The organism is Alsobacter soli (genome assembly GCF_003004785.1).
Lineage (GTDB): Bacteria > Pseudomonadota > Alphaproteobacteria > Rhizobiales > Beijerinckiaceae > Alsobacter > Alsobacter soli.
On the sequence record NZ_PVZS01000010.1, the window covers coordinates 187,592 to 203,421 of the forward strand.

At 67.6% G+C, this 15,830-nt stretch carries 15 protein-coding genes; 5 read left to right on the forward strand and 10 right to left on the reverse strand.

Going from position 1 to position 15,830, the window contains the following annotated elements; genetic code table 11:
- Nucleotides 1–10 precede the first annotated feature (10 nt).
- The 5 genes from SLNSH_RS11400 (at nt 11) to SLNSH_RS11420 (ending at nt 4,937) form a co-directional block, all read left to right on the forward strand.
- Complete coding sequence (locus SLNSH_RS11400) at nt 11–943, forward strand: glycoside hydrolase 5 family protein (RefSeq protein ID WP_106337111.1); 933 nt, start codon at nt 11–13, stop codon at nt 941–943.
- Nucleotides 940–1,815 carry a PIG-L deacetylase family protein gene (locus SLNSH_RS11405; protein WP_106337112.1) on the forward strand — a complete coding sequence of 292 codons (876 nt, stop codon included), beginning with the start codon at nt 940–942 and terminating at the stop codon, nt 1,813–1,815. Before SLNSH_RS11400 ends, SLNSH_RS11405 begins: the two co-directional genes overlap by 4 nt.
- A 182-nt stretch (nt 1,816–1,997) precedes the next feature.
- Nucleotides 1,998–3,059 (forward strand): glycosyltransferase, encoded by a 1,062-nt coding sequence (locus SLNSH_RS25580; RefSeq protein ID WP_106337113.1) that lies wholly within the window; start codon nt 1,998–2,000, stop codon nt 3,057–3,059.
- The gene (locus SLNSH_RS11415) at nt 3,056–4,063 is read left to right on the forward strand and encodes a GNAT family N-acetyltransferase (protein ID WP_106337114.1); all 1,008 of its coding nucleotides are present in this window, start codon (nt 3,056–3,058) and stop codon (nt 4,061–4,063) included. Before SLNSH_RS25580 ends, SLNSH_RS11415 begins: the two co-directional genes overlap by 4 nt.
- Nucleotides 4,056–4,937 carry a class I SAM-dependent methyltransferase gene (locus tag SLNSH_RS11420; RefSeq protein WP_146140246.1) on the forward strand — a complete coding sequence of 294 codons (882 nt, stop codon included), beginning with the start codon at nt 4,056–4,058 and terminating at the stop codon, nt 4,935–4,937. Before SLNSH_RS11415 ends, SLNSH_RS11420 begins: the two co-directional genes overlap by 8 nt.
- Before the next feature lie 5 nt (nt 4,938–4,942).
- On the opposite strand, the gene purQ is transcribed toward SLNSH_RS11420, so the two are convergent.
- From purQ to SLNSH_RS11470, 10 genes are all read right to left on the reverse strand, one after another.
- A complete protein-coding gene (purQ, locus tag SLNSH_RS11425) occupies nt 4,943–5,644 on the reverse strand; it encodes a phosphoribosylformylglycinamidine synthase subunit PurQ (protein ID WP_106337116.1) in 702 nt (233 codons plus the stop codon).
- 4 nt (nt 5,645–5,648) lie between these two features.
- Complete coding sequence (gene purS / locus SLNSH_RS11430) at nt 5,649–5,891, reverse strand: phosphoribosylformylglycinamidine synthase subunit PurS (protein WP_106337117.1); 243 nt, start codon at nt 5,889–5,891, stop codon at nt 5,649–5,651.
- A 117-nt stretch (nt 5,892–6,008) separates the two neighbouring features.
- Entirely contained in the window at nt 6,009–6,443 is a 435-nt protein-coding gene (locus SLNSH_RS11435) for a PRC-barrel domain-containing protein (RefSeq protein ID WP_106337118.1), read from the reverse strand.
- A gap of 65 nt (nt 6,444–6,508) precedes the next feature.
- A complete protein-coding gene (locus SLNSH_RS11440; protein ID WP_245422252.1) occupies nt 6,509–6,859 on the reverse strand; it encodes a response regulator in 351 nt (116 codons plus the stop codon).
- A 143-nt stretch (nt 6,860–7,002) separates the two neighbouring features.
- Nucleotides 7,003–7,740: an ABC transporter ATP-binding protein gene (locus SLNSH_RS11445; RefSeq protein ID WP_106337119.1), complete on the reverse strand. Its 738-nt coding sequence runs from the start codon at nt 7,738–7,740 to the stop codon at nt 7,003–7,005.
- Between the two features lie 10 nt (nt 7,741–7,750).
- The gene (locus SLNSH_RS11450) at nt 7,751–8,497 is read right to left on the reverse strand and encodes an ABC transporter ATP-binding protein (RefSeq protein ID WP_106337120.1); all 747 of its coding nucleotides are present in this window, start codon (nt 8,495–8,497) and stop codon (nt 7,751–7,753) included.
- Nucleotides 8,497–9,513 (reverse strand): branched-chain amino acid ABC transporter permease, encoded by a 1,017-nt coding sequence (locus tag SLNSH_RS11455; RefSeq protein ID WP_106337121.1) that lies wholly within the window; start codon nt 9,511–9,513, stop codon nt 8,497–8,499. The genes SLNSH_RS11450 and SLNSH_RS11455 overlap by 1 nt, the downstream gene beginning before the upstream one ends.
- Nucleotides 9,513–10,388, reverse strand: a complete 876-nt coding sequence (locus SLNSH_RS11460) for a branched-chain amino acid ABC transporter permease (protein WP_106337122.1) — start codon at nt 10,386–10,388, stop codon at nt 9,513–9,515. The genes SLNSH_RS11455 and SLNSH_RS11460 overlap by 1 nt, the downstream gene beginning before the upstream one ends.
- A 99-nt stretch (nt 10,389–10,487) precedes the next feature.
- The gene (locus SLNSH_RS11465; protein WP_106337123.1) at nt 10,488–11,618 is read right to left on the reverse strand and encodes an ABC transporter substrate-binding protein; all 1,131 of its coding nucleotides are present in this window, start codon (nt 11,616–11,618) and stop codon (nt 10,488–10,490) included.
- 481 nt (nt 11,619–12,099) lie between these two features.
- Nucleotides 12,100–15,384, reverse strand: coding sequence for a PAS domain-containing protein (locus SLNSH_RS11470; RefSeq protein ID WP_106337124.1), 3,285 nt, complete (start codon nt 15,382–15,384; stop codon nt 12,100–12,102).
- Between the last annotated feature and the right edge of the window lie 446 nt (nt 15,385–15,830).

Consider the following 15,830-nt stretch of genomic DNA (forward strand, 5'->3'; position numbering starts at 1 on the left):
GGAGGCAGGCGTGATCGAAGCCGCGATGATCTGGAACGAGCCGAACAACAAGTCCCATTGGGATCCCAACATCGATCCCGAATGGACGCTGTTCGCCGAGATGGCGGTCGCGGCCGGCCAGGCGATCAAGGCGGAGAACCCCGACGTTCCGCGCGTGCTCGGCGGGATGTCGCCGATCGACCCGGGCTGGGTCCGCAACATGGCGGGGAAGGGTGTGCTCGACAACGTCGACGTGGTCGCCGTGCACGGCTTCCCGCTCGACTGGAACCTGTGGCAAATCGACGAGTGGCCCTCCAAGATCGACGAGATCCGCGCGGTGACGGAGCTGCCCGTCTGGGTGTCCGAGGTGGGAGTCTCGACCTTCGGCGCCGAGGAGGTGCAGGCCTGGGGCCTGAAGCGCACGGCCGAACTGCTCATCGGCAAGGCTCCGCGCATCCACTGGTATAGCCTGTTCGACCTGCCCAGCGCCTGGCCGGCGACGACGCGCCACCGCGAGGCTGAAGGCTCCTCCTATTACCGCCACTTCTACATGGGCCTCATCCGCGAGGACGGCACGCCGAAGCCGGCCCTCGAGGTCTTCGGCGACTACGCGCCCGAAATGGGCCTGTGCCAGTGGTTCCATTACGAGGACCACCGGCTCGAGGACGCGGTCGCCTGGATGAAGCGCCTGGGCGTGACCTACCTACGCACCGGCCTGTCCTGGGCGGACTACTACCGCCCGAACGCGCTCGACTGGTTCGACCGCCAGATGGAGGCGCTGCAGGACTTCAACGTCACGGTGACCTTCTGCTTCACGCCGGAGCACAAGGGGATCGAGCCGCACCACACCAGCCCGCCCCAGCGCAAGGAGGAGTTCGCGGAGTTCTGCGCGGCGATGATCCGGCGATACGCGCCACGCTCCTCGTCCGCCCCGAAGCCCCTCGCCAAGGCCATGGCCGGATGAGCGACATTCCGACAGGCTCCTCGCCGGGGTTGCATACGCTGGCCCGGCTCGCCGAAGCGGCGCGACCGGAGGTGGACGCGTCCCGCGTCGTGGCGGTGTTCGCTCATCCGGACGATGAGACGATCGCAGCTGGCGCCCAACTCCATCGCCTCAAGGGGCTGCGCCTGGTCGTGGTGACCGACGGCGCGCCGCGGGACCTCCGCGACGCGCAGGCGCACGGCTTCGAGGACGCCACCTCTTATGCGGCGGCCCGCCGCGAGGAACTGGCGGCGGCGCTGGCGGCCGGAGGCGCGGGCGACCTTCGGGTCGAGTTCCTCAACATCCCGGACCAGGGCGTGGCCCATGCCCTGGCGAATGTCTCGCGCCGCCTCGTGGCGGCTCTCGGCGACGCCGAAGTGGTGCTGACCCACGTCTACGAGGGGGGCCATCCAGACCACGACGGCGTGGCCTTCGCGGTCCATGCGGCGGTGGCCGCCCTCGCCACCCAGGGGCGGGCGATCGAGGTGATCGAGGCGCCGCTGTATCGCCTGGGACGGGATGACGCCTTCGATCCGCAGGACTTCGATCCGATCCCGGGCGCGGTCGCCGTGCAGCTGGTGCTCGATCCCGAAGAGGCCGCCCGCAAGGAGCGCATGATCGCGGCCCACGCCACGCAGCGGGACACGCTGGCGCAGTTCCCCGTGAAGGCGGAGCGCTTCCGCAAGGCTCCCCACTACGACTTCACCGAACCGGCGAACCATGGTCGTCTCTGGTACGAGCGCTTCGACTGGGGCCTGACCGGCGACCAATGGCGAGCCAAGGCGCGGGAAGCCCTGAAAGAGCTTGGATTGGACAAGCCGCCCACCCCCGACGCGACGAGTTCGCCGGGATGAGCAGACGCGTCCCGACGTCGATGCGCACAACGGGCGAAACCATCCGGGAGAGTGGATCGGGCTGCGCCGCTGGATTGGCCCGTCGCTTCGTTCCTCGCGACGGCGGCCACCCTTTTCCTGGAGCTTTCTCGAGGCCTCTTGCGCAGCCTGCCCAGTTTGACAGGGGTGGAAGAGGCTGAGGCATGGCTCGCACTGTTCTCAGCGTAGCCTATCCTTTCGCACCAGTGGGGCCGGATGCATCCGGCGGGGCGGAGCAGATCCTTTCTGCGGTGGAGCAGGCCGTCGTGGCCTCCGGCCGACGCTCGATCGTGATCGCGCAGGCCGGATCGCACGTGGCTGGGGAGCTTGTTCCCGCGCCTCGACTTGACGGAGCGCTGACCGTGGAGAGCCGCGCCGCGGCGCGGCGGCTCGTCCGCGAAGCCATCATGGCCGTGCTGCGCCGGAACCGGGTGGACGCCGTGCATTTCCACGGCGTGGACTTCTTCGAATACCTGCCGGACTGCGACGACGTCCCGATGCTCGCGACCCTTCACCTCCCGGCGAACTGGTATCCGCCAGCCGTCTTCGGCCCGGGCCGGCCCTCTCTCTGGCTCAACCCGGTGTCGGCCACGCAGGCGGCGACGTGCCCCGCCGCCTCGAACCTGCTGGAACCCATCGACAACGGCGTTCCGGTCGAAAGACTGCAGGCCGCTCGCCACTCCAAGCGGGCGTTCGCCCTGATGATCGCCCGCATCTGCCCGGAAAAGGGGGTCCACCTCGGCATAGAAGCTGCGAAAGCCGCGGATTGCGACCTGCTCATCGCCGGCGAGCTTTATCCATACCCCGAGCACGAAGCCTATTTCCGCGAGGAGGTCGCGCCGCGGCTCGACCGCCGCCGCCGCTTCATCGGCCCGGTCGGGTTCGCGCGGAAGCGACGACTTCTGACGGCCGCCCGCGCGCTGCTCGCGCCCGCGTTGGCGGACGAGACCAGTTCGCTGGTCGCCCGGGAAGCCATCGCGTGCGGAACGCCCGTGGTCGCGTTCCGGCGCGGCGCCCTGCCCGAGACGGTCCGGGACGGCGTGACCGGCGTGCTCGTGGACGATGTCCAGGGCATGGCTGCGGCCCTCCGGCAGCTCGGTCGGATCGATCCCGAGCGTTGCCGGGCCGAAGCCCGGGAGCGCTTCTCGCTGGAGCGCATGACCGCCCAATACCTCGCCCTTTACGACCGGCTTGCGGCCGGGGTGCTGCACGAGGGCGCGGCATGAGCGAACTGCAGGTCGAAACAATCCGGGACAAGGCCGCCCTAGCGGGCCTGGCTCCGGCATGGCGGGACTTGTGGGCCAGGGCTGGAGCCACGCCCTTCCAGGCGCCTGAATGGCTGCTGCCCTGGTGGGACGTGTTCCATCCCGGAGCCCTTGCTGCGTTCGCAGTCTGGAATGGCCCCGCGCTAGTCGGGCTCGGGCCGCTCTATGTGGAAGACGGCCCCCACGGCCGCAGGCTGCTGCCGGTCGGGATCTCGCTCAGCGATCATGTGGACGTGCTGCTGGACCCGTCCTGCGCTCAGGCTGCGGCCGGGGCGATGGCCGAAGCTGTGGCTCGCCTCGGCCTGCCGCTGCAGTTCGTCGACCTCGCGCCAGGGACATCAGGCTGGCGCCTGCCCCTTCCGGCGGGCTGGTTCGAGCAGCGCGGAGAAGGCGAGCCCTGTCCGGTGCTGGCGCTGTCGCCCGGCCCAGAGGACGGCGGAGGATTGCCGGTCTGCATACCGGCCGCGCGACGACGCAAGGTGCGCATGGCTCGTCACCGGGCGGAGCGGCGGGGCGAAGTGCATGTCGAGCGATGCGGGCCCGAGCAGAGCCATACTTTCCTGTGCCTGCTCTCGCGGCTTCACGGCGCGCGGTGGCGAGACCGGGGAGAAGCAGGCGTGCTGGATGATGATCGGGTGCAGCAGTTCCATCGGGCGGCGGCCTCCGGCCTGCTTGGCGCCGGTCTGGCCGAGGCGCTCGTGCTGAGGATCGGGGGCGTCGTGGCGGGCTGCTATTACGGGCTCAAGGACGCCTCCCGGTCCTATGCGTATATCGGCGGGTTCGATCCCGAATTCGCTCGGGAAAGCCCCGGGGCCATCCTGCTCGGGCAGGCGATCGGCGACGCCGCGCGCCGGGGCTCGGTGGAGTTTTCCTTCCTGCGCGGGGCCGAAGCCTACAAGTACGAGTGGGGCGCGCAGGATCGGCACAACGGCTGGCGGCTGCTTGCGCCCTCCGGCCATGGCTGAGCGGTCGCCGCTCCAAGCCGCCCTCGAGCGCGCGGCGGCGCCGGGCTGCCCGCCTCATCTCGGCCTCATGCACCTGCTCATGGCGGCTTCCAGCGAAGCGGAGGCCCGAGCGGCCCTGAACCGCGCCTGCGTGGACGACGCCTCCTCCACGTTGAGAGAAGTCGCGGAATGCTGGGCTGGTCGCCCGGACGCCTGGGCCACTGTGCGCGGGGTGCTCGCAAAGGCTCAGCATGACGCAGCTCCGGCGTCGCCTGAGGATTCGATCCGACAGTGGTCGGGGATCTTCGACGCGCTCGCGCGGGAGAAGCCGGAAGCCGGCGTCGCGCTCTACGCCCTTGGCGACCCTGGACTGCTGGACAGAGCCAGCCGGGAGATCGTGGATGCGTTGCAGGACTGGGCGTGCGCCGGGCCAGGCTCGTCCGTGCTCGACCTCGGCTGTGGGATCGGCCGTCTCAGCCGGGTGCTCGCAGAAGGCGGCGCCGAGGTGACGGGAGCGGATGTTTCGGCCGGCATGGTGGAGGAGGCGCGCAGGAGATGCGCCGACCTGGACCGCGTCACGTTCCTGCAAACATCGGGGCACGATCTCGCGGGTCTCGTCGACGGGCGCTTCGATCTCGTCCTGGCCGTGGACGTGTTTCCGTATCTGGTGCAGGCGGGCGGGAACACGGCGGCACGGCACGTCGCAGAGGCCGCCCGGGTTCTGCGGATGGGCGGCCGACTTGTGATCGCCAATGTCAGCTATCGAGGCGACGACGCCCTGGACGCCGCGGATCTCGCGCGTTGGGCGACGGAGGCCGGCCTTCAGCAGGAGGTCCCGCCGTCCAGGCCGTTCCGGCTGTGGGACGGCCTCGTCTTCCGCTATCGCAAGCCCTGACGGCCTCAGGCGGCCAGAGGCTTGCCCGAGACCAGGCTCTGAAACAGCGCCAGCCCGTCCGTCCCGCCCACCAGCGGGTCGATCAGGTTCTCGGGATGCGGCATCATGCCGAGCACGTTGAAGCCCGACGAATAGATGCCGGCGATGTCGTTGAAGGAGCCGTTCGGGTTGGTGCGGCTGCCGATCTGGCCGTCGGCGTCGCAATACCGGAAGGCGACGCGGCCCTCGGCCTCGAGCTGGTGAACCGTCTCCTCGTCGGCGATGTAGTTGCCTTCGCCGTGCGCGATGGCGACCTCGATCACCTGACCGGTCGTATAGCGGTTGGTGAAGGGCGTGTCGGCCCGCTCCACCCGCAGGTGCTGCATCTTGCAGACGAACTTGAGCTGCGAATTGCGCATCAGCACGCCGGGCAGCAGGCCGGACTCGACCAGGATCTGGAAGCCGTTGCAGACGCCCAGCACCAGTCCGCCGCGCGCCGCATGGGCCCGCACCGCGTCCATGATGTTGGCGCGGCCGGCGATGGCGCCGCAGCGCAGGTAGTCGCCGTAGCTGAAGCCACCCGGGAGGACAACCAGGTCGGTCCCGGCCGGCAGTTCGGTATCGGCGTGCCACACCTTGACGGGTTCATGGCCCGTGCCGGCGCGGATGGCGCGAATGATGTCCCCGTCGCGGTTGGAGCCGGGGAAGACGACGACGGCGGACTTCATCGGTTCACCCCGTGATCTCGACGCGGTAATTCTCGATGACCGTGTTGGCCAGCAGCTTCTCGCAGGCAGCCTGCAGAGTCGCCTCGGCCGCGGCCTTGTCCGCGCCCGCGAGTTCGATGTCGAACACCTTGCCCTGCCGGACGCTGTCCACGCCGTCGATGCCGAGCGACTTCAGCGCGCCCTCGATGGCCTTGCCCTGGGGGTCCAGGACGCCGGTCTTCAGGGTGACGGTCACGCGGGCTTTCATGCGTCGCAATCCTTCATGAGCAGGGCCGGCGACGGCCTCACGCCGTCCGCTATGCCGATAGAGGCTCGCGCCCGGGATCGCAAGTCCGGGCTTGCCCGGGGCGGAGCCTTCCCTGCCTTAGGAGGTCGGCGCGGTCCGGTAATAAGCGTCGACCTTGGCCCCGTACTCGTCGTCGACGAACGGGTCCTCATCGGCGCCGTAGCGCGGCGCGCTTTCGAGCCGCGTCCTGTCCACGTCGACCACGTAGCCGCCGAGTTGGCGGTCGTAGCGCAGCGCCCGCCAGGGCAGGGGGTGATAGCTCTCGCCCACGCCCAGGAAGCCGCCGAAGGACAACACCACATAGGCGACCTGGCCCGACACCTTGTCGACCATGAAGTTGTGCACCGTGCCGATCTCGTCGCCGGCGCCGTCGTAGACGGTCGTCCCTTCGACCTTGTTGGAGGCGATGAGCTTGCGGGTCTCGTCGATGGCGACGCCCTCGCCGCCTGAGGGGTCAAGCTCGAGCGAGCCCGGCTTTCGGATGGCGCGTTCCTGGGGAAGGTCGGTCGGCATGGGGATTCTCCGTTCTGTTCCGGCAGACAACGGAGGCACAGCCGCTTGGGTTCAGGTCGCGCCGTTTACTGGAGAATGGCGGAGAAGGCGCGCGACAGGTCGGACGCGTTGAACGGCTTTTCGACCACCAGCGTGGAGTGGAATTCCTCGTCCAGTCCCTTCGCGCCATAGCCTGTGGCGAAGAAGAAGGGCACGCTGCGCTCCTTGAGGACCCGCGCGATGGGGAAAGAGAGCTCGCCGTCGAGGTTCACGTCGAGCACGGCTGCGTCCAGGTCGAGGCTGCGCGCATAGGAAAGCCCCTCGGCCAGGCGATTGGCCACCCCGGCGACGACGAGGCCCATGTCTGCGACCATGTCTTCCAGCATCATGGCGACAAGCATCTCGTCTTCGACGATCAGCACCCGCGATCCCTGCACGACAGGACCTCCCGCTCTCCGCGGAGTTCTACGAGGTTAGTCCGTAGATGGTAAGTCTATATTCGTGCAATGATGTGGGGGAAGATCGCCCGTAAGGAGGGCCTGCTCTGAATTTCCGAGATAGAGCCTCGTGCAATGCGGCTTTACGCCGCGGTGTCCCCCACGACGCCGCCGAGGAACAATTGGCCGACCCGCGGGTCGGCGAGGAGCTTGGAAGCGGCGTCCTGCATTCGGGTCCGCCCCAGCTCGAGCACCAGACCGTCATCGGAAATTTCCAGGGCGGATCGGGCGTTCTGCTCGATCATCAGCACCGACACCCCCTTTGACCGCAGGTCCTTCAGGATGTCGAAGACCTCCTGGACCATCATGGGGGACAAGCCGATGGACGGCTCGTCTATCAGCATCAGCTGAGGGTCGAGCAACAGCGAACGGGCGATCTCCAGCAGCTTCTGCTCGCCGCCCGAGAGGGTCGAGGCCTGGCGATCCGCCTTCTTGCGGAGCATGGGGAAGCGATCCATCAGGGCCTCGACGCGCCCTGGGACGTCCACCTCCTTGCCGGCCGCGACGCCGCCGAGCTCGAGGTTGTGACGCACGCTCAGCTCCGGGAAGATGTTGCGCCCCTGCGGCACGTAGCACAGGCCGAGGGACAGGAGGCGTTTCGGCGTGGCGTTGGTGATGTCCCCATCCTTGAACCGGATCGATCCACTCCGGGCCTTGAGCATTCCGAAGATCGTCTTGAACACGGTGGACTTGCCCGCCCCGTTGGGGCCGATCACGGTCGTGATGGTGCCTGGGCGTACGTCGAACGTCGTCCCGTTCAGGATCGTCATCTCCCCATAGCCGGCGATGACGTCCTTCACGCGGAGCATGGGCTCGTTCATGGCTCGCTCCTCAATGCCCCAGATAGGCTTCGATGACGGCGGGGTTGGCGCGGACCTCGGTCGGCGTGCCTTCCGCGATCTTCCGCCCCTCGGCCAGGACCACCACGCGCGTGCACAGGCGCATGACGAAGTCCATGTTGTGTTCGATCACCACGAAGGTGGCGCCCTGCTCGGCGTTGATGGCGCGCAGCCGCTCCTCAAGGTGTCCCAGCATGGTGAGGTTCACGCCGCCAGCCGGCTCGTCGAGCAGCACCATCCGGGGCCCGGCCATGAAGGCCATGGCGGCGTCCAGCAGCTTTTGCTGGCCGTAGCTCAGGCCGCCGGCCTTCTCGTCAGCCAGATGCTGCAGGCGGAAAAAGGCGATCATCCTGTCCGCGTCGGGAGCAAGCCCGACGTCGCGCAGGCCGAAGAGGCGGGACAGCATCGTGCCCCTGTGCTCCTGGCCAGCCAGGATGAGGTTCTCGCGCACGGACAGTTGCGGGAACACCTGCAGCAACTGGAACGTCCGGCTCACGCCCCGCCGGTTCATCTCGGACGGGCGCAGGCCGGTGACGTCCTCGCCGTCCAGCACGACCCTGCCGTCGGTGGGCTGGAGTTGGCCGAGGATGCAGTTGAACAGGGTCGACTTCCCGCACCCGTTCGGACCGATGATCCCGAGGATCTCGCCTTCGCGCACGTCGAAGCTCACGCCGTTCACGGCCGTGATGCCCCCGAACGTCTTCTTGACGTCCCGGACCTCCAGAATGGTCTTGGCCATCAGGGCTTCTCCGGGTTGAGTCCGGGTGCGTCCAAGGCGGCTGCCGCCGCCGCGCGGGCTGCGCTGGCCCTGCGCGTGCGCCGGTTGGCCATGATCCGGTCGGCGACGCCCAGCAGGCCGGTCGGCGTATAGACGAGAAGAGCCATGACGAACGCGGCGTAGATCACCAGGTACCAGCCTTGGGCGAAGCGTAGCCACTCGGGCAGCAGCACCGCGATGGCGGCGCCCAGGAACGGACCAAAGAAGAACCCCGAACCGCCCACGATCACCATCATGAGAATGTTCAGCGACAGCGCGAGCGTGAACGGCGTGGGATCGACGAATTCCACCAGCGGCGCATAGAGCGCGCCCGCGAATCCGCCCATGGCGGACCCTATGGCGAAGGCCATCAGGGTGTACCGGCGCGTGTCGACTCCCAGCGAAAGCGCCCGGATCGGGTTCTCGCGCAGGGCCACGAAGGCGCGTCCCCAGGGGGAGCGCACGATCCAGGCCATGACGGCCGTGGCCAAGGCCAGCATGGCGAGGCAGAAATAATAGAAGGCGAGCGGGGTGCGGGTGGACAGGCCGAACACGGTCGGCCGCTGGAAGCCCATGATCCCGTAGATGCCCTTGGTCAGCCACTCCTCATTGCGGAAAATGAGGTAGACCAGGGTCGAGAAGGCCAGCGTCACGAAGGCGAGGTAATGGTGCTGGACGCGCAGCGCCGGATAGCCCAGCGCCCAGCCAATCGCAAAGCTGAGCGCGACGGCTACGAGCAGGGGGACGATGAAGGGCATGCCGTGGGTCATCAGGATCGCCACGGCGTAGGCGCCGATCCCGACGAAAGCGCCCTGGGCGAGCGAGACCTGTCCGGCGTAGCCCAGTGTGAGGTTCAGCCCCATGGCGGCGATCGCCATCACCGCCCACAGGCTCATGATGTAGACGCCATATCTGTTCAGCCCGATCGGCACGGCGATCAGCAGGCCGAGCCCGAGAAGCAGCAGGCCTGCGCGCAGGAGAGCGGGTTTTGCGCCCATCACACGGTGCGCTCCTCGGCGCGGCCAAACAGGCCCTGCGGCCTGAACAGGATGACTGCGATCAGCAGGAAGAGCGGCACCGCTCCGCGATATTGCGTGGAAACGTAAGCGGCCGCGAAATTGTCCACGACGCCCAGCAGCAACCCGCCTGCGATCGCGCCACGGATCTGGTTGAAGCCACCCACGATGGCGGCGATGAAGGCCGAGAGCCCGAGGGTCTCGCCGGCCGAGAACTTGGCGAGATAGACCGGGCTGACCAGGAACGAGGCGAGCGCCACGAGAGCGGCGTTGATCAGAAACGTGTACAGGATCATCCGCTCGACCGGGATGCCGAGCAGCTTGGCGACGGACGGGTTCTGCGCGGTCGCCTGCATTTGCCGGCCCGTGGACGTCCGCATCAGGAAGGCCTGGAGAAGGTAGACCGCCGCCAGGGCGAACACGAAGATGGAGATGCTCTGGATGGAGATCTGCGCGCCCAGCACCGACACATTGCCGGATGGGAAGAGCGAGGGGAAAGGCGACGCCTCGGCGCTGTAGCTTTCCTTCACGCCTTCCTTGAGGAAGATCGACAGCGCCATCGTGCAGATCGCGAGCGGCAGCACGCCATGCCTGAGCATCGGATCCACGATGATCAGCTTGAACATGGCTCCAAGCACCAGCAGCGAGGCGCCGAGCCCGATGAGCAGGGCGAGCCACAAGGGGGCCTTCAGGTTCAAGGCGGCCAGCACGAAGAAAGCTGGCAGCATCACGAACTCGCCCTGGGCGAAGTTGATGGTTTGCGACGTCTGCCAGAGCAGGGTGAAGCCGATGGCCACCAGCGCGTAGATCGCGCCGGTGGCGAGGCCCGCCAGCAGGAGATTGACGATGTTGGACATGCTCGTGTCCCTTGGGCGGATCCGCTGCGGCGCTTGGCGACGTCTCGGCTCAGGGGCCGGGTGAACGAGCGGACCCGGACGAGCCGGGTCCGCCAGGCGTCAAGGGTTCAGCTTCGGCAGAACCGTCTTGATGACCTGCTTGCCGTTCACGACCTCGCCCATGAAGCTCTCGCGGTCCAGGTCGCCGTTCTTGTCGATGGTGAGGTCCAGAAGGATGCCGGGCTCGGCCGACGTCTTGATGGTAAGCCCGTGCAGCGCATCCGGCAGGCCCTTCGGGTCAAGCTTGCCCATCTTCTCCGTGGCGGCCTTGATCATATAGACGCCGAGATAGCCTTTGATGCCGTTGTGGTCCGGAATGTAGTTGTACTTGGCCTGGAACTTCTTGCCGTATTCCTGGAGCGCGGGGATCGGCGCGTCGACGGTCAAGCCGACATGGCCGCGGGCGCCGTTGGCCGCTTCGCCGGCGAGTTCGATCACCTTCTGGCCCAGCAGCGTGGTCTCGCCCACGAGCGGCACATTGACGTTCTGGCGGCGGAGCTCCTTGAGGGCGCGGGCGCTCTCTTCCTCGTTAAGGTAGACGAAGACGGCGTCCGGATTGGCGTTCTTCACCTTGACCACATCGGCCGCGAAATCGGCCTGGCCGGCTTCCGTGGACAGGTCGGCCACGATCTTCACGCCCCGGGCCTGGAGCTCCTTGGAGACCATGTCCCGGCCGCCCTTGCCGAAATCATTGTTGACCCAGAGCAGGGCGACGTTCTTCGCCTTGAGGTCCTCGGCCATGTACTTGGCGATCTTTGGCATGGACGACTGCTGGCCGAAGCTGGTCCGGAACAGCGTGGGGATTCCCATCTGTGTCAGCTCGGCGGCTTCGCCGCCCATGACCTGCGCGATGCCCGCCTGCGCCACCAAAGGCGCCGTGACCTTCACGGAGCCGGAGTAGCCCGGCCCGAGCAGGGCGTAGGGATTCTCGTCGAGAGCCTTCTGGACCAGAGCCCGCGCGACGCCAGGGTTGCTCTGGGTGTCCATGTGGGTGATTTCGATCTTGTGGCCGAGGATGCCGCCCTTGGCGTTGATCTCGGCGACCGCGAGGTCGGCCCCGTTCTTGAAGTTGGTGCCGACGGTGGCGCCGGAGCCAGAAAGCTCGGCCACGTCGATCAGCTTGATCGTCTGCGCATAGGCCGGGACCGCCAGCGCAGCCGAGATCACCAGGGCGCCTGCAAGGGACTTCATCGTCTTTCCTCCCGAAGGCGCTCGAGCGCCCCGCTTATTAAGTTGGCCCAATTGGGCTTCGAAGGCGACGAGGCGGCTGAAGGAGACACGCATTGTCGCAACCCACGTCACTTAGCAAAATTCTCCCGCTTGTGAAGCAGTCCGGCAAGCCAGAGCAGCTCGGAAGCCCAGTTCTCCCGGCTGCGTTGGGCGATTCTCCCTCCACCAGCATGACAGTGGAGGGTGGGTTGTCTCGGCAAGCGCCCCATGAGGCAGAATTCGGCCGGCAAATGCGCGCCCGTCGTCCGGCGGCTCTCTGGCTCTCGTGCTCTCCCGCGCGGCCTCTCTGAAACGGGTCTGCAGGCGTCGGGGAATATGCGCCCACTTTCTCGACCGCGCGGCGCGCTTACGGGCGTCTCAATCGCCAGGGTTAGCGAAGACACGCGAACCCGTCAGTGAGCGGTCCGGATGTGCGTCTCGTCGTCCGGCAGAGTCGTCAGGCTCAGTTCGGCGGCGCCAATTGCGCCAGGCCTGCTGCGAGCTCGTCCTTCCGGAACGGCTTCGTGAGCCTCGGCAGGTCGGGATCGATGCCTTCGCGCTCGGCGTAGCCGGACACGAGGAGCACCGACACGTTCGGTCGCGCCGACTGGACGACGCGGGCGAGATCAGTGCCGTTCATGCCCGGCATGAGGTGATCGGTGACGAGGAGGTCGAATTGTTCGCCGCGCTCGAGGAGTCGCAGGGCCTCTTCCGCAGAGGCCGCCTCGATCACCGCGTAGCCCAGGTCCATCAGCATCTCGGTCGTGCTCATGCGCACGAGGTCTTCGTCGTCGACGAGCAGCGCCGTCCCGACCCTGTCGGGGGCCGGGGTCGTTTCGGGCAGGCGCTCTTCCGCGTCCGGGTGCGCCGCGCTTTGGGGAAGCCAGAGCTCGACATTGGTCCCGAACGCGGGACGGCTCTGGATCGTGAGGGCGCCGCCAAGCTGAGAAGCAAGCCCATGAACCATGGAGAGCCCGAGGCCAGTACCCTTGCCGATTCCTTTGGTTGAGAAGAACGGCTCGACCGCGCGGGCCAGCGTCGCCTCGTCCATGCCCGAGCCGGTATCCGCCACGGACAGGCAGATATAGGCGCCGGTGCGAAGCTTCGAGCGATGGCCGGGTCCCACACGCTCAGCCGTCGCCGAGATTCGGAGCGTTCCACCCTCGGGCATGGCGTCCCGTGCGTTCACGCTCAGGTTCAGGAGCGCCATCTCGATCTGGTTGGGGTCGGCCAGGGCGGCCGGCAAGTCCTCGGGCGCTTCCACGACCACCCTGATCTGGGGCCCGGTCATGCTTGCGACGAGGTCGCCCATTCCTTTCACCAGCTTGGCCACATCGACGGGGACAGCCTGGAGCGGCTGCCGACGGGCGAAGGCGAGCAATCTCTGGACGAGAGTCTTCGCGCGGTCGGCCGACTGGGCCGCGCCCGCGATCAGGCGCTGCTCCCGCTCGCCTCCCAAGCCCTTGCGCTGCAGCATGTCGAGGGCGCCGACAATCGGCGTGAGCAGGTTGTTGAAGTCGTGGGCGACGCCACCCGTGAGCTGGCCCATCGCCTCCATCTTCTGGCTCTGGCGCAAGGCCTCTTCGGCGATGACCTGACGCGTCACGTTGCGGCCCGAACCGACCAGCCGCACGATCCTGCCCTCGGGATCGCGCATTGGAACGATCGAGGTGTCCCAGTGCTGCGGGTCGCCGGAAAGGTCGAATACCTCGCGGTACTGGTGGATTTCCCCTGTCTCGACGACGCGGCGGTAGGTGGCCAGCACTCTCCGGGCGACGTCGGGGGGCAGGATGTCTTCAACACGCCTGCCGCGCACCTTATCAAGCCTGAGGCCCAGGCCCGCTTCGTGCGCGGGGTTGAGTTCTTCCACCACGAAGCTTCCGTCCGCCCCAACGCCGATGACGAACAGCGCCTCCGGCGTATTTTCGAAATAGGCGCGGTAGAGCGCGTCCGCCTCGCGACGCGCTGCTTCCGCAGCCTCGAGTTCGGCCTGGCGCTCCCTTTCCACGGTGACGTCGCGAGTCACGGAGTAGAGCTTGCCGCTTTCGGGCACGGCCACCCACGACAGCCACCGCCAGCCCCCGTCCACCGTGCGATACCGGTTCTCGAAATGCAGGACAGGGTCGCCCCTTTCCAGCCGCTCGAAGGCCGCGGCGCTCGCGCCAATATCGTCCGGATGGACGAAATCCGTATAGCGTCTGCCCTGGATCTCCTCCGTCGCCCAGCCGAGCGCCCCGGTCCAGGCAGGATTGACCGCATCGAACGTCGCGGAGCCCATGTCGATAACCGACAGGAGATCGAGGCTGTGCCGCCAGATGAGCCCGCGCTCGCGCGTGCGCTCAACGACCTCGCGTTCGAGGTCTGCGTTGAGCGCCAGCAAAGCCTGTTCCGCGAGCTTGCGGTCGTGGATATCGACCGAGGCGCCGAACCAGCGCGCGACGCCGCCGGTCGCCGGATCTCGGTGGGGTTCGGCGCGGACGAGGAACCAGCGGTAGTCGCCCGCCCTCGAACGCATCCGGTGCTCGACCAGGAAGGTCGTCTCCGTCCGCCGGGCCTGGTCGAATGCGGCCAGCGTCGCGGCCCCATCGTCCGGGTGCACGTGGCTGGCGACCAGCTCGCCGGCAGTTCCCGGGACGAAGGACGCGCCCGTGTAGTCCGACCATTGCTTGTTGAAGAACTCGGCCCGCCCCTCCGCGTCCGTGATCCACACGATCTGCGGCACCGCGTCCGCCATGAGCCGGAACCGCGCCTCGCTTTCGCGCAGCCTCGCCTCCGCCCGCGCGCGCTCGACGGCCGCCCAGGTGCGAGCGGCGACTTCCTCGATGAGCGAAACCTCATCCGCCGTCCAGACGTGCGGTTCGCGTCGATTGACATAGAGCGAGGCCTGAAGGCGCCCCTCGCGCACCAGAGGGACAGACACGAAGGCGCGCGTCTCGATCGCCGCCCATGTCGCCTGGACCTGGGCCGGGTCCGCCTGCACGTCAGCAACGGCTTCCGTGGAGCCGCCGAACTGCCGCGCGATGCTCGCGGGTCCAAATGCGTCGAGGCGGAAGGCGCCGAGAAGCGGCTCGACGCCCTCCGCATAGCAGGTGGCGCAGACGATGGTTTCGCCGTCGGCCTGGACCTCGCTGTAGCCCACGCGCGAGGCGCCGAGATGGCGGCCGAGCGCTTCGACGGCGGCGTCCATGGCGGCGCGCGGCTGCGTCCCGTCGCGCAGCCTTTCCTCGAGCTCCAGCAGAAACGCGCGCCGCCTGTCCCCCAGCACCTGCCCCGTGGTCTCGGTGCAGGCGCAGAACATGCCGGCGACCCGGCCGCTTTCGTCGCGGACCGGGGAATAGGAGAAGGTGAACCAGGTCTGCTCGTCGAAGCCCTTCCGGTTCATCAGCAGGGGGAGGTTCTCGCGGTAGCTCCCCTCGCCGGCGATGGCGGCGTCGATCAGCGGCGAGATGTCAGGCCAGATCTCGGACCAGATGTCGTAGAAGCGCCGGCCCAGCGCCGCGGGGTGCTTGGCGCCAAGGATCTCGGCGTAGGGGTCGTTGTAGAGGAACCCCAGTTCCGGCCCCCAGGCGACGAACATCGGAAACTTGGAGCCGAGGAGCAGCCCGACAACGGAGCGCAACGATTGCGGCCAGGCCTTGGGCGGCCCGAGGGGGGAGCCCGACCAGTCATGGGCCCGCATGAGGGCGCCCATCCGCCCGCCTCCGGCGAGAAATGCAGGCGTGCCCGACGCGCCGGCTTCAATCGTCATCGAGCCGTCTCCTCGCATCGCTCGGGCTTGCATGCCCCCATGCTTCGCGTTCTTGCACGCTCCTCGTGCTCGGAATGGCTCCAGCGCGGTACGCTGTCCCGCATCGCCAAGGCAGTTTGTTTCCGGCGCGAGGCGCCGTGCTGCGGGTCATGCCGTTGCTCATCCTGCTTCGGCAAGTTTTCGCACGGCCAGATGGTTCTGTCCCGTCCGAACTCTAACTCGCCCGAGAATCGCGACAGTCTCCCCTAGTTATGAGCGAGAAGACAGGACGTCTTGGGCTGCGGAATCCGCGCGGTCTGATGAGAAAACCGCAGGCCTCCAAGGGGGGTCCCAACTGTGGGCTGCGACCGTATGCGCGCCGGCGGCGCCTGGCCCCCTAATGGAAAACGCTCCCCGGCCGTCGGCAGGAGAGCGTGCTAGATTTGGTTGCGGGGGCAGGATTTGAA